The sequence below is a fragment of the Citrobacter sp. Igbk 14 genome (assembly GCF_028069825.1).
Taxonomy (GTDB): domain Bacteria; phylum Pseudomonadota; class Gammaproteobacteria; order Enterobacterales; family Enterobacteriaceae; genus Citrobacter.
In genome coordinates this window covers 1-12,995 of record NZ_JANEWM010000024.1, presented here as the reverse complement: position 1 = coordinate 12,995, position 12,995 = coordinate 1, and the positions used below count along the sequence as shown (strand labels likewise).

Sequence of the window (12,995 nt, the reverse complement as noted above, 5' to 3'; positions counted from 1 at the left end):
GGGAAACTCACGGGCAAATGGAGAATAACAATGAGTCAAAATACAGCCAATCCGGCAACCCTACGCTTGCCGTTTAAAGAAAAACTTGCCTATGGGATGGGTGATTTGGGCTCCAATATCCTGCTGGACATTGGTACGCTCTATTTACTCAAGTTTTATACTGATGTCCTTGGCTTGCCGGGGACTTACGGCGGTATCATTTTCCTTATCGCCAAGTTTTTTACCGCGTTTACCGATATGGGCACTGGGATTATGCTCGATTCGCGACGCAAAATTGGTCCGAAGGGTAAATTCCGCCCATTCGTGCTCTACGCTGCCTTCCCCGTCACCTTGCTGGCGATTGCTAACTTTGTCGGCACACCGTTTGAAATAACCGGCAAAACGGTGATGGCAACGGTGCTGTTTATGCTGTACGGACTGTTCTTCAGCATGATGAACTGCTCTTACGGCGCGATGGTTCCTGCCATTACTAAAAACCCGGATGAGCGCGCTTCGCTGGCCGCCTGGCGGCAAGGTGGCGCAACCCTGGGTTTGTTACTGTGTACCGTCGGCTTTGTTCCAGTGATGAATCTGATCGAAGGTAACTCGCAGTTGGGTTATATCTTCGCCGCCACATTATTTTCCCTGTTCGGCCTGCTGTTTATGTGGCTGTGCTATGCCGGTGTGAAAGAACGCTATGTAGAAGTGAAATCCGTGGATGCGGCAGCGCAAAAACCGGGATTACTGCAATCCTTCCGCGCTATCGCCGGTAACCGACCGCTGTTTATTCTGTGCGTTGCCAACCTTTGTACACTTGGTGCTTTCAACGTCAAGCTGGCAATTCAGGTGTATTACACCCAATACGTACTGAACGACCCAATTCTGCTTTCCTGGATGGGCTTTTTCAGCATGGGCTGTATCTTCATCGGCGTCTTTTTAATGCCGGGAATGGTCAGACGCTTTGGTAAGAAGAAGGTCTATATCGGCGGCCTGCTGATTTGGGTAGCGGGCGATCTGCTTAATTACTTCTTTGGCGGCGGCTCCGTCAGTTTTGTTGCCTTCTCCTGCCTGGCGTTCTTCGGCTCAGCATTCGTTAACAGCCTGAACTGGGCGCTTGTTTCCGACACAGTGGAATATGGCGAATGGCGTACCGGCGTACGTTCAGAAGGGACGGTGTACACCGGATTTACCTTCTTCCGTAAAGTGTCGCAGGCGCTGGCGGGATTCTTTCCTGGTTGGATGCTGACGCAAATTGGTTACGTCCCAAACGTGGTGCAATCGGCCAATACAGTCGAAGGCTTGCGTCAGCTGATCTTTATTTATCCCTGCGCATTAGCAGTGATCACCATTGTGGCCATGGGCTGTTTCTACAACCTTAACGAGAAGATGTATGTCCGTATCGTTGAAGAGATAGAAGCGCGTAAACAACCTGTTTGATAATAATAATGAATAGCGCCTTACGGGGCGCTATTAAGGAGCGATTATGTCTGACCATGATCCGCTAACGCTAAAACTGAGCCTGCGTGAAAAATTCGCCTACGGAGTGGGTGACTTCGGCTCAAATTTGATGCTGTGTATCGGCACGCTGTATCTGCTTAAATTTTATACCGATGAACTAGGGATGCCGGCCTGGTACGGCGGAGTAATCTTTCTGGTGGCGAAATTCTTCACTGCCTTCACCGATATGCTGACCGGTGTATTGTTGGACTCTCGACGCAATATTGGTGCCAAGGGGAAATTCAGACCCTTTATTTTGTATGCGTCGTTTCCCGTCGCATTGGTTGCCAGCGCGCAGTTTTTAGCCACAGACTTTACCTTGACGGTGAAAACAGGTCTGGCGACGGTGTTGTTTATGCTGTTCGGTTTGTTCTATAGCCTGATGAACTGCTCCTACGGCGCAATGGTTCCTGCGATCACCAAGAATCCGCATGAGCGCGCTCAGCTCGCGGCCTGGCGCCAGGGCGGCGCAACTGTTGGGCTATTACTGTGTACCGTTGGCTTTATGCCCATTCAGGCGTTATTTATCCATTCGCCTTCGCTTGGCTACCTGATTGCCGCGCTGCTCTTCTCTGTGTGTGGGCTGTTCAGCATGTGGTGGTGCTTTAGCGGTGTGAAGGAGCGCTATATCGAAATCGTGCCGGATCACCATAAACCCAGCATGCTCAAATCGTTCTGTGCAATTTTCCGTAACCCCCCCCTGTTGGTGCTATGCCTTGCCAACCTGTGTACGTTGGCAGCATTCAATATCAAGCTGGCGATTCAGGTTTATTACACCCAGTACGTGCTCAATGATATCCACCTGCTCTCCTGGATGGGGTTTTTCAGCATGGGGTGCATTCTGGTTGGCGTACTGCTGGTGCCCGCAGCCGTGAAACGTTTCGGTAAAAAGCAGGTTTATCTTGGTGGCCTGGCGCTATGGGCTCTCGGTGACATCCTGAATTTTCTCTGGGGCAGCACATCACTTCTCTTTGTCACTTTCTCGTGCATGGCCTTCTTTGGGACGGCATTCGTAAACAGCCTGAACTGGGCGCTGGTCCCGGATACGGTGGATTATGGGGAGTGGAAAACGGGGATACGTGCTGAAGGTTCCGTCTATACGGGTTATACCTTTTCACGCAAAATTTCTGCGGCGCTGGCCGGTTTCCTGCCAGGTATTATGCTGACGCAAATCGGTTATATCCCCAATATCGTCCAGAGTGATGCAACCTTGCTGGGTTTGCGCCAGCTTATTTTTCTCTGGCCCTGTGGGTTGGCAATTATTGCGGCCATCACGATGGGATTTTTTTATAAACTTAGCGAAGCCCGTTTTGCTTTTATCATTGAGGAAATCAGCCAACGGAAGAAAAATAACATTCAACCAGAACGCATTAGCCATAAAAAGAAAGCCTCTGCTGTAAACATATAAAAATAATTGCCGCTTATTCCATCTTAATGGATGGCGGCCTCCCTGCGCTTAAAAAATGGATTTATTATGAAAAAATTAAATACAATAATTCTCTTATCCTCTGTGGCATCCACCTCTGTTTTCGCCGGCGCTTATGTAGAGAACCGTGAAGCTTACAATCTGGCCTCCGATCAGATGGAGGTCATGCTGCGCGTCGGCTATAACTCCGATATGGGTGCGGGTATCATGCTCACCAACACCTACACCATGCAACGCAAAGATGAGTTAAAACATGGTTATAACGAAATAGAGGGCTGGTATCCGTTATTTAAACCGACAGATAAATTAACCATCCAGCCCGGCGGACTGATAAACGATAAGAGTATTGGTTCGGGTGGTGCCGTTTACCTGGATGTTAACTATAAATTCACCCCGTGGTTTAATCTGACAGTACGTAACCGATATAATCATAATAACTACAGTTCCACTGATTTAAACGGAGATCAGGATAACAATGACACCTATGAGATAGGTAACTACTGGAACTTCACTATTACCGATAAATTTTCCTACACTTTTGAGCCGCACTATTTTATTCGAGTGAATGACTTCAATAGTAGTAACGGTAAAGATCATCACTGGGAAATTACGAATACCTTCAAGTATCGTATCAATGAACACTGGTTACCCTACCTGGAACTACGCTGGTTAGATCGCAATGTGGAACCTTATCACCGCGAACAAAATCAAATTCGTGTCGGGGCTAAGTATTTCTTCTAATCCTTCCGAAATAAAAAAAGCCGCTGATAATCAGCGGCTTTTTTGTGCTTACCTGAAAAAGAGCGTTAATTACTCTTCTTTCGCGCCACGCATTGCACGGCGACGATCGTTTTCAGTCAGGTGACGTTTACGAATACGGATAGAAGTTGGTGTTACTTCTACCAGTTCGTCGTCATCGATGAATTCCAGAGCCTGCTCCAGAGTCATCTTAACCGGCGGAACCAGAACCGTTGCTTCGTCAGTACCGGACGCACGCATGTTGGTCAGTTTCTTACCGGTCAGGCAGTTTACAGTCAGGTCGTTAGAACGACTGTGAATACCGATGATCTGGCCTTCGTAAACTTCAGCACCGTGACCCAGGAACAGCTTACCGCGGTCCTGCAGGCTGAACAGTGCGAACGCAACTGCTTTACCCTGGCCGTTGGAGATCAGTACGCCGTTCTGACGCTGACCCACATCACCCGCACGAACGTCGTCGTAGTGGCTGAAAGTGGAGTACAGCAGACCGGTACCGGAAGTCATGGTCATGAATTCTGAACGGAAGCCGATCAGACCACGGCTTGGGATCACGTAGTCAAGACGTACGCGGCCTTTGCCATCTGGATTCATGTTTTTCAGGTCGCCTTTACGCTCACCCAGAGCCTGCATCACAGACCCCTGATGCTGTTCTTCGACGTCCAGCGTTACGTTCTCGAACGGCTCTTGTTTACGGCCATCGATTTCGCGGAAGATTACTTTCGGACGGGAAACCGCCATTTCGAAACCTTCACGACGCATGTTTTCGATCAGAACTGACAGGTGCAGCTCACCACGACCGGATACACGGAACGCATCCGCATCTTCGGTTTCTTCAACGCGCAGCGCAACGTTGTGCACCAGCTCTTTGTTCAGGCGGTCAAGGATCTGACGAGAGGTAACATATTTACCTTCTTTACCACAGAACGGAGAGGTGTTTACGCAGAAGAACATGGTTACGGTCGGTTCATCAACGGACAGAGCCGGCAGCGCTTCGACGTTCTGCGGGTCGCAGATGGTGTCGGAGATGTTCAGTTCGCCCAGACCAGTGATCGCGATGATATCGCCTGCTTCGGCAATATCACTCTCGATACGTTCCAGACCCAGATGGGTCAGAACTTTACCGACTTTACCGTTACGGGTTTTGCCTTCGCTATCAATGATAGTGATCTGCTGGTTCGGTTTAACTTTACCGCGTTTGATGCGGCCGATACCGATTACGCCAACGTAGTTGTTGTAGTCCAGCTGGGAGATTTGCATCTGCAGCGGGCCATCAAGGTCTACGTTCGGAGCCGGTACGCGATCAACGATGGTCTGATACAGCGGAGTCATGTCTTCAGCCATGTCTTCGTGATCCAGACCAGCGATACCGTTCAGCGCGGAAGCGTAAACGATCGGGAAGTCCAGCTGCTCGTCGGTAGCGTCGAGGTTAACGAACAGGTCAAATACCTGGTCAACAACCCAGTCAGGACGCGCACCAGGACGGTCAACTTTGTTGATAACAACAATTGGCTTCAGGCCATGGGCAAAGGCTTTTTTGGTCACGAAGCGCGTCTGCGGCATCGGACCGTCCATTGCATCCACCACCAGCAGCACGGAGTCGACCATGGACATTACACGTTCAACTTCACCACCGAAGTCGGCGTGCCCTGGGGTATCAACGATGTTGATACGGTAGTCATTCCATTTGATAGCGGTGTTTTTAGCGAGGATGGTAATCCCACGCTCTTTCTCCAAATCGTTGGAGTCCATCACGCGCTCTTGGGTTTCAGCACGTGCATCGAACGTACCGGATTGTTGGAGCAGCTTGTCTACCAGGGTCGTTTTACCATGGTCTACGTGCGCGATGATGGCGATGTTACGCAAATTTTCGATCACAACTTTGCCTCAGGCATTTTAGAAATAGCGCGTTATTGTACACGGATTAATCGCAGTACAAAACAGGATCACAAACATCCTCCGCAAACAAGTATTGCAGAGTTTCTTTGTGATCACATTCACGGAGCGTTAAAAGGGGTAATCTGAGGTGCTTTGCACCAATATGGTGCTTAATGTTCACATTGAAGCACTATAATGGTGCAACACAACCTTCATGGTGCAGCCCCTTTGCACGATGGTGCGCATGATAACGCCTTTTAGGGGCAATTTAAAAGTTGGCACAGATTTCGCTTTATATTTTTTACGGCGACACGGCCAATTTTTGCAGAATTGAAGACTTCGTTACCACGACGACAATGACCAATCCGGGAGAGTAAGTATGTCCGCTGAACACGTTTTGACGATGCTGAACGAACACGAAGTGAAGTTTGTTGATTTGCGCTTCACAGATACTAAAGGTAAAGAACAGCACGTCACTATTCCTGCTCACCAGGTAAATGCCGAATTCTTTGAAGAAGGCAAAATGTTTGACGGCTCCTCAATCGGTGGCTGGAAAGGCATTAACGAATCAGACATGGTTCTGATGCCAGATGCTTCTACTGCACTCATCGACCCGTTCTTTGAAGAGTCTACCCTGATCATCCGTTGCGATATCCTGGAACCAGGTACGCTGCAGGGTTACGACCGCGACCCGCGCTCCATTGCGAAACGCGCTGAAGAATACCTGCGCGCTACCGGCATCGCAGACACCGTTCTGTTCGGGCCAGAGCCAGAGTTCTTCCTGTTTGACGACATCCGTTTCGGCGCGTCTATTTCCGGTTCCCACGTGGCTATCGATGATATCGAAGGCGCATGGAACTCCTCCACCAAATACGAAGGTGGCAACAAAGGTCACCGTCCTGGCGTCAAAGGCGGTTACTTCCCGGTTCCTCCGGTAGATTCTTCTCAGGACATCCGTTCTACCATGTGTCTGATCATGGAAGAGATGGGTCTGGTTGTTGAAGCGCACCACCACGAAGTCGCGACCGCTGGTCAGAACGAAATCGCAACCCGCTTTAACACCATGACTAAAAAAGCGGACGAAATTCAGATCTACAAATATGTCGTTCACAACGTTGCGCACCGTTTCGGTAAAACTGCGACCTTTATGCCAAAACCTATGTTTGGCGATAACGGTTCCGGCATGCACTGCCACATGTCCCTGTCCAAGAACGGCGTAAACCTGTTCTCTGGTGACAAATATGCAGGTCTGTCTGAGCAGGCGCTGTACTACATCGGCGGCGTTATCAAGCACGCTAAAGCGATCAACGCCCTGGCGAACCCGACCACCAACTCTTACAAGCGTCTGGTCCCGGGTTACGAAGCACCGGTCATGCTGGCTTACTCTGCCCGTAACCGTTCTGCATCCATTCGTATTCCGGTAGTTGCTTCTCCGAAAGCGCGTCGTATCGAAGTGCGCTTCCCGGACCCGGCAGCTAACCCGTACCTGTGCTTCGCTGCACTGCTGATGGCTGGCCTGGACGGTATTAAGAACAAGATCCACCCAGGCGAAGCCATGGACAAAAACCTGTACGACCTGCCGCCGGAAGAAGCGAAAGAGATCCCACAGGTTGCAGGCTCTCTGGAAGAAGCACTGAAAGAACTGGATCTGGACCGCGAGTTCCTGACCGCAGGCGGCGTGTTCACCAATGAAGCGATCGATGCGTACATTGCGCTGCGTCGCGAAGAAGATGACCGCGTGCGCATGACTCCGCACCCGGTAGAGTTTGAGCTGTACTATAGCGTTTAATCTTATATTAAAAATCCGACGAATTTCACGTTGCGGCAAGGCGGCAACTGAGCAAGTCCCCAGGAGCATAGGTAGCTATGTGACTGGGGTGAGCGAAGGTAGCCAACGCAGCAGCGGCGCGAAAGACGTCAGGAGTTTTTGAGTTGCCGTGGAACTTTTAGCCTGCTCAGGCAGGCTTGAGATCGATGGCGAATGATAGGACGCCTGATGGCGCAAACTTATCAGGCCTGGAGGGTAGCATTACCTTGTAGGCCGGATAAGGCAAAGCCGCCATCCGGCATCTATGTTTGCCAGTCATCTGTAGCCCATCCCAGGATGGGCTTTTTTCTCCACTAACAACCTGCTTTTTCGCGCTTTTTTGATGTAAAAAGCTATAATGCACTAAATTGGTGCAACACTTTTCAGGAGACTGCTGAATGGCAACCGGCACGCTGCCCGATGCTGGGCAGATCCTCAATTCGTTAATCAACAGCATTTTACTCGTCGACGATGAGCTGGCGGTGCATTACGCCAACCCGGCGGCGCAACAGCTGCTCGCGCAAAGTTCCCGCAAACTGTTTGGCACACCGCTTCCCGATCTGTTGAGTTATTTCTCCTTAAACATCGGACTGATGCGAGAGAGCCTGCAAGCGGGTCAGGGCTTCACGGATAACGAAGTGACGCTGGTGATAGACAGCCACTCACATATCCTCTCTGTGACCGCGCAGAGGCTGCCTGATGGCCTTATCCTGCTGGAGATGGCGCCAATGGATAACCAGCGTCGTCTGAGCCAGGAACAACTCCAGCATGCCCAGCAAATCGCCGCGCGCGATCTGGTGCGTGGTCTGGCACACGAAATTAAAAATCCGTTGGGCGGCCTGCGCGGAGCGGCTCAGCTTCTTAGCAAGGCGCTTCCGGACCCAGCGCTGACGGAATATACCAAAGTCATTATTGAGCAGGCTGACCGCCTGCGTAATCTGGTTGATCGCCTGTTGGGGCCGCAACAGCCAGGTATGCATATCACGGAAAGCATTCATAAAGTGGCAGAGCGCGTGGTGGCGCTGGTGTCGATGGAGCTTCCCGAAAACGTCACGCTGATTCGTGATTACGACCCTAGCCTGCCAGAACTGCTGCACGATCCGGATCAGATAGAACAAGTTCTGCTGAATATCGTGCGTAATGCGCTACAGGCGCTGGGACCGGAAGGCGGAGAAATTATTCTGCGCACCCGCACCGCGTTTCAGCTCACGCTGCACGGTATGCGTTACCGTCTGGCGGCACGTATTGATGTTGAGGACAACGGTCCGGGCATTCCCTCGCATTTGCAGGATACGCTGTTCTACCCAATGGTCAGCGGCCGCGAAGGCGGTACCGGACTTGGATTATCCATCGCCCGTAATTTGATCGATCAACATTCCGGCAAAATTGAATTTACCAGTTGGCCGGGTCATACCGAATTCTCGGTTTACCTGCCTATCAGGAAATAAAGGTGACGTTTATGCAACGAGGAATAGTCTGGGTCGTTGATGACGATAGTTCCATCCGTTGGGTGCTTGAACGTGCGCTCGCAGGGGCAGGACTAAGCTGCACCACATTTGAAAGTGGTAAAGAGGTGCTGGATGCGCTGGCCAGCAAAACACCGGATGTGCTGTTGTCGGATATCCGCATGCCGGGTATGGATGGTCTGACGCTGTTAAAACAGATTAAGCAGCGTCACCCGATGCTTCCGGTCATCATAATGACTGCCCATTCCGATCTGGATGCCGCCGTCAGCGCTTACCAGCAAGGGGCGTTCGACTATCTGCCCAAACCTTTTGATATTGACGAAGCGGTAGCACTGGTCGAGCGCGCCATCAGCCATTATCAGGAACAGCAGCAGCCGCGTAATATTCAGATCAACGGCCCGACCACCGATATCATCGGCGAAGCGCCCGCGATGCAGGATGTATTCCGCATCATTGGCCGCCTCTCCCGCTCGTCAATCAGCGTGCTGATAAATGGAGAGTCCGGGACGGGTAAAGAGTTGGTCGCCCACGCCCTGCACCGCCACAGCCCGCGCGTCAAAGCACCGTTTATCGCACTTAACATGGCAGCCATTCCGAAAGATTTGATTGAGTCTGAGCTATTTGGCCACGAAAAAGGGGCGTTTACCGGGGCGAATACCATTCGTCAGGGGCGTTTCGAACAGGCTGATGGCGGCACCCTCTTCCTTGATGAAATTGGCGATATGCCGCTGGACGTGCAGACACGCTTGTTGCGCGTATTAGCCGATGGACAGTTTTACCGCGTTGGCGGATACGCGCCCGTAAAGGTAGATGTTCGGATTATCGCGGCCACCCACCAGAACCTGGAATTGCGCGTGCAGGAAGGCAAATTCCGTGAGGATTTATTCCACCGTCTGAACGTAATTCGCGTCCATTTGCCCCCGCTGCGTGAGCGTCGGGAAGATATCCCCCGTCTGGCACGTCATTTCCTGCAGGAAGCCGCCCGCGAGTTGGGTGTGGAAGCCAAGCAACTCCACCCTGAAACCGAAGCGGCACTTACACGTCTGGCCTGGCCAGGTAACGTTCGTCAGCTTGAAAACACCTGTCGCTGGCTGACCGTAATGGCTGCCGGGCAGGAAATGCTGATTCAGGACTTACCGGCCGAACTGTTTGAAGCCAGCGTGCCCGATGCGCCTTCGCATATGCAGCCAGACAGCTGGGCAACCCTGTTGGCACAGTGGGCAGACCGGGCATTGCGTTCCGGTCATCAAAACTTGCTGTCAGAGGCTCAACCGGAGATGGAGCGGACGCTGTTGACCACTGCGCTGCGTCATACCCAGGGACACAAACAGGAAGCGGCACGTTTGCTCGGCTGGGGGCGTAATACCTTGACGCGCAAGTTAAAAGAACTCGGAATGGAGTGACGAAAAGTCACTGTGTAAAGATTGATAATTGAGCGCAAATTGCTGCTATTTTGCGCTTTACTGTTCCGATGAGTTAAGTATGATCGTGCCCGGCTAACGGGGGGAAGTCATCATGCTGGAATCAATGATTAATCTGCTGTCGAGCGGTGCGGTCGAAAGCCATACGCCACAAACTGCGGTTGCCGCAGTGCTGTGCGCGGCGCTGGTTGGGCTGTTCAGCTGAAGGCGCGCCGGATGGCGCTAACGCTTATCCGGCCTACAGGTTATCGCAACGTGTAGGCCCGGTAAGCAAAGCGCCACCGGACAACGTCATTAAATCACCCGAGAGAACTGCTGCATCCGCGCTTTCTGGCGTAGATAAGCATCAAAGCACATGCAAATATTACGGATCAACAGGCGACCCTTCGGCGTAACCTGAATTCCCTTCTCATCCACATCCACCAGCCCATCTTTCGCCAGTGGTGCCAACAGCTTCAGATCTTCAGCAAAATAATCCGCAAAGTTCAAATCCCATTGCTGTTCCACAGCAGCATAGTCGAGGCGGAAGTTGCAGATCAGCAGCTTAATAACATCCCGACGAATGCAGTCATCGCGGGTCAGCGCAATACCGCGCCACAGTGCATTCCCTTGTTCATCAACCTGCTGATAATAGTGTTTCAGCTCTTTTTGGTTCTGTGCGTAGTTGTCGCCAATCATACTGATGGCGGATACGCCCATACCCAGCAAGTCGGTATCGCCCTGGGTGGTATAGCCCTGGAAATTCCGATGCAGAACACCTTCGCGCTGGGCAATTGCCAGTTCGTCGTCCGGGCGAGCGAAGTGATCCATTCCAATGAACTGATAGCCGGTTTCGGTTAGTGAAGAGATGGTTTCCTGCAGGATATCCAACTTTTGCTGTGCGCTGGGCAGGTCAGCATCTTTGATCTTACGCTGGGCTGCGAAAAGCGTTGGCAGGTGCGCATAGTTAAAGACGCTCAGACGATCTGGATTCAACTCCGCCACCCGCTTCAGGGTGAAAGCAAAGCTTTCCGGCGTCTGTTTTGGCAGGCCGTAAATAAGGTCGATATTCGTCGAGGTGAAACCGATCTCACGCGCATGGTTAAGTAGCGCAAAGATAAATTCCTCGTCCTGCTCACGGTTCACCAGGCGCTGAACTTCTTTGTTGAAGTCCTGCACCCCCATGCTCAGGCGATTAAACCCTTCAGCACGTAAATGATCGAGAACATCCAGCTCGATTTCACGCGGATCCACTTCGATCGAAATTTCGGCATCCGCGTTAAACTGAAAGTTAGCCCGCAGTAGCGTCATTAAGCGGCTGATTTGCGCTTTATTTAAGTAAGTTGGTGTACCGCCACCCCAGTGTAGCTGGCTGACATGCCGTCCAGAAAACAACGGTGCGCGGTGAATAATTTCTTGTTCCAGGGCATCGAGGTATTGATCGGCTTTATGCTGCTGACGGGTCACAATCTTATTGCAGCCACAGAAGTAACACAGTTTATGGCAGAACGGGATGTGAACGTATAACGAAAGTGGGCGCTCAGGGTAACGCGCCACGGCGTGCAAAAACGCTTCTGCACCGTAGTCTTCAGAGAACTCCAGCGCGGTCGGGTACGAGGTATATCGTGGCCCGGAATAGTTATATTTCTGGATCAGGGCCAGGTCCCAGTCTATTAGCTGTTCAGACATGCTCACTCCTTCCGATGGCGTCTCTGGCGGGTACGGCGTACCGGCTTAACCCCAGTGCGGGTGATAAGCCGGTTGCGCAGCCACTTCTGTCGCCGCGACAACCGCTGTAGTTTAACGAATAACCACACCAGATAACATATAACCGGAAGGGTTATAAGCAGGACGGGAAGACCCACGGTGTAAAACCGTTAGTTGCCGCCTTTCAGCAGGCGCATCATATCTTCCTGCTTTTCTTCCTCATCCTCTTCTTCGTCATCCTCGTAAGAGAGACCCAGCTTTTGCATCAGCTCGTCGATGCGATCCAGTTTGGCATCTACCCAGGCCTGATCTTCTGCGCTCAGGGTTTCTCCGGTTTCAAGACGTTCCAGCAGCGCATCCAGGCGCTCATCCGTTTCCAGTAAATCCAACTCAGCCTGTGGTGAAAGCATAGGTTTCTCACTTTTCGGTTTGTGCTGTTTGGTGACTTTTTCGGTCACACCCAATGGAATGGGGGTTTTACTGCCAATACGAGGATCTTTTTGTTTGTTTTGGTTTCCGCCACCTGATGCGCCATCACTACCGGACGCACGACTACCCGCCGCATGACCACGGTGTTTTTTCTGGCGCTTACGGTCGCGAGCTTCCTGGTTAATTTCTTCGCGTGTTTTACGACGCGCTTTTGCAGGACCTTTACCGCGTGGTGTAGAAGTTGGTTTCATCATGATTCGTCTTTGGCTGTTTTTATTCAGTATATATTTGCGCCGGAATCTAGCAGAAATAAAGAAAAAAGGCGACAGAGTAATCTGTCGCCTTTTTTCCTGACTCTCAACCCTCAGCGGGCTCTACAATCCCTGTCGGCTATCAACACACCCTGTTTTTCCCTTAGCCTGCAACATTCCGTGTTGTTTCCATTTCCTTTTACTAACGTCTCCGGACGTTTGTCTTCCTGACAATCCTGTGTCTTCGCCTCCTGGCGCTCCTGACCCTCATCCTGAGTCGTTTATCCTGTCAGCTTCCTCGCTATGGACACTACTTTACCTTTTTAAGGTAAACGCACAAGTAAGCCAGGTAACAGTTTCCATTAATCAGAATTCCAATAAAGATATAATCATATGATT

General features: G+C 51.3%; 10 protein-coding genes and 1 pseudogene. 7 read left to right on the top strand and 4 right to left on the bottom strand.

The features are described from left to right. Positions 1-30 precede the first annotated feature (30 nt). The 3 genes from NNN64_RS11375 (at position 31) to ompL (ending at position 3,643) form a co-directional block, all read left to right on the top strand. Positions 31-1,416, top strand: a complete 1,386-nt coding sequence (locus tag NNN64_RS11375) for an MFS transporter (protein ID WP_271441457.1) — start codon at positions 31-33, stop codon at positions 1,414-1,416. Positions 1,417-1,462: 46 nt separating this feature from the next. Next, the gene (locus NNN64_RS11370) at positions 1,463-2,884 is read left to right on the top strand and encodes an MFS transporter (RefSeq protein ID WP_271441456.1); all 1,422 of its coding nucleotides are present in this window, start codon (positions 1,463-1,465) and stop codon (positions 2,882-2,884) included. Positions 2,885-2,950: 66 nt separating this feature from the next. Next, the gene (gene ompL / locus NNN64_RS11365) at positions 2,951-3,643 is read left to right on the top strand and encodes a porin OmpL (protein ID WP_271441455.1); all 693 of its coding nucleotides are present in this window, start codon (positions 2,951-2,953) and stop codon (positions 3,641-3,643) included. A 69-nt stretch (positions 3,644-3,712) separates the two neighbouring features. On the opposite strand, the gene typA is transcribed toward ompL, so the two are convergent. Next, positions 3,713-5,536: a ribosome-dependent GTPase TypA gene (typA, locus tag NNN64_RS11360; protein ID WP_003028641.1), complete on the bottom strand. Its 1,824-nt coding sequence runs from the start codon at positions 5,534-5,536 to the stop codon at positions 3,713-3,715. Between the two features lie 379 nt (positions 5,537-5,915). Between typA and glnA the strand changes: the two genes are divergently transcribed. The 4 genes from glnA (at position 5,916) to NNN64_RS11340 (ending at position 10,435) form a co-directional block, all read left to right on the top strand. Beyond that, positions 5,916-7,325, top strand: a complete 1,410-nt coding sequence (glnA, locus tag NNN64_RS11355) for a glutamate--ammonia ligase (protein WP_137381412.1) — start codon at positions 5,916-5,918, stop codon at positions 7,323-7,325. Positions 7,326-7,741: 416 nt separating this feature from the next. Continuing rightward, complete coding sequence (gene glnL, locus NNN64_RS11350) at positions 7,742-8,791, top strand: nitrogen regulation protein NR(II) (protein WP_271441454.1); 1,050 nt, start codon at positions 7,742-7,744, stop codon at positions 8,789-8,791. An 11-nt stretch (positions 8,792-8,802) separates the two neighbouring features. Next, on the top strand, positions 8,803-10,212 hold the full coding sequence (glnG, locus tag NNN64_RS11345) for a nitrogen regulation protein NR(I) (protein WP_271441453.1): 1,410 nt from the start codon (positions 8,803-8,805) through the stop codon (positions 10,210-10,212). A gap of 112 nt (positions 10,213-10,324) precedes the next feature. After that, the gene (locus NNN64_RS11340) at positions 10,325-10,435 is read left to right on the top strand and encodes a YshB family small membrane protein (protein ID WP_003028631.1); all 111 of its coding nucleotides are present in this window, start codon (positions 10,325-10,327) and stop codon (positions 10,433-10,435) included. Positions 10,436-10,524: 89 nt separating this feature from the next. On the opposite strand, the gene hemN is transcribed toward NNN64_RS11340, so the two are convergent. The 3 genes and pseudogenes from hemN to NNN64_RS11325 all read right to left on the bottom strand — a co-directional run bounded on the left by hemN (position 10,525) and on the right by NNN64_RS11325 (position 12,907). After that, positions 10,525-11,898 (bottom strand): oxygen-independent coproporphyrinogen III oxidase, encoded by a 1,374-nt coding sequence (gene hemN, locus NNN64_RS11335; protein WP_271441452.1) that lies wholly within the window; start codon positions 11,896-11,898, stop codon positions 10,525-10,527. A gap of 188 nt (positions 11,899-12,086) precedes the next feature. Then, a complete protein-coding gene (gene yihI, locus NNN64_RS11330) occupies positions 12,087-12,596 on the bottom strand; it encodes a Der GTPase-activating protein YihI (RefSeq protein ID WP_271441489.1) in 510 nt (169 codons plus the stop codon). A gap of 113 nt (positions 12,597-12,709) precedes the next feature. Continuing rightward, positions 12,710-12,907, bottom strand: a pseudogene (locus NNN64_RS11325) (hypothetical protein). Positions 12,908-12,995 lie beyond the last annotated feature (88 nt).

What these genes read in the sequence shown, in the direction of transcription:
- NNN64_RS11375 (WP_271441457.1), top strand. Translation starts at nt 31, where the DNA reads ATGAGTCAAAATACAGCCAATCCGGCAACCCTACGCTTGCCGTTTAAA.
- NNN64_RS11370 (WP_271441456.1), top strand. Translation starts at nt 1,463, where the DNA reads ATGTCTGACCATGATCCGCTAACGCTAAAACTGAGCCTGCGTGAAAAA.
- ompL (WP_271441455.1), top strand. Translation starts at nt 2,951, where the DNA reads ATGAAAAAATTAAATACAATAATTCTCTTATCCTCTGTGGCATCCACC.
- glnA (WP_137381412.1), top strand. Translation starts at nt 5,916, where the DNA reads ATGTCCGCTGAACACGTTTTGACGATGCTGAACGAACACGAAGTGAAG.
- glnL (WP_271441454.1), top strand. Translation starts at nt 7,742, where the DNA reads ATGGCAACCGGCACGCTGCCCGATGCTGGGCAGATCCTCAATTCGTTA.
- glnG (WP_271441453.1), top strand. Translation starts at nt 8,803, where the DNA reads ATGCAACGAGGAATAGTCTGGGTCGTTGATGACGATAGTTCCATCCGT.
- NNN64_RS11340 (WP_003028631.1), top strand. Translation starts at nt 10,325, where the DNA reads ATGCTGGAATCAATGATTAATCTGCTGTCGAGCGGTGCGGTCGAAAGC.
- hemN (WP_271441452.1), bottom strand. Translation starts at nt 11,898, where the DNA reads ATGTCTGAACAGCTAATAGACTGGGACCTGGCCCTGATCCAGAAATAT.
- yihI (WP_271441489.1), bottom strand. Translation starts at nt 12,596, where the DNA reads ATGAAACCAACTTCTACACCACGCGGTAAAGGTCCTGCAAAAGCGCGT.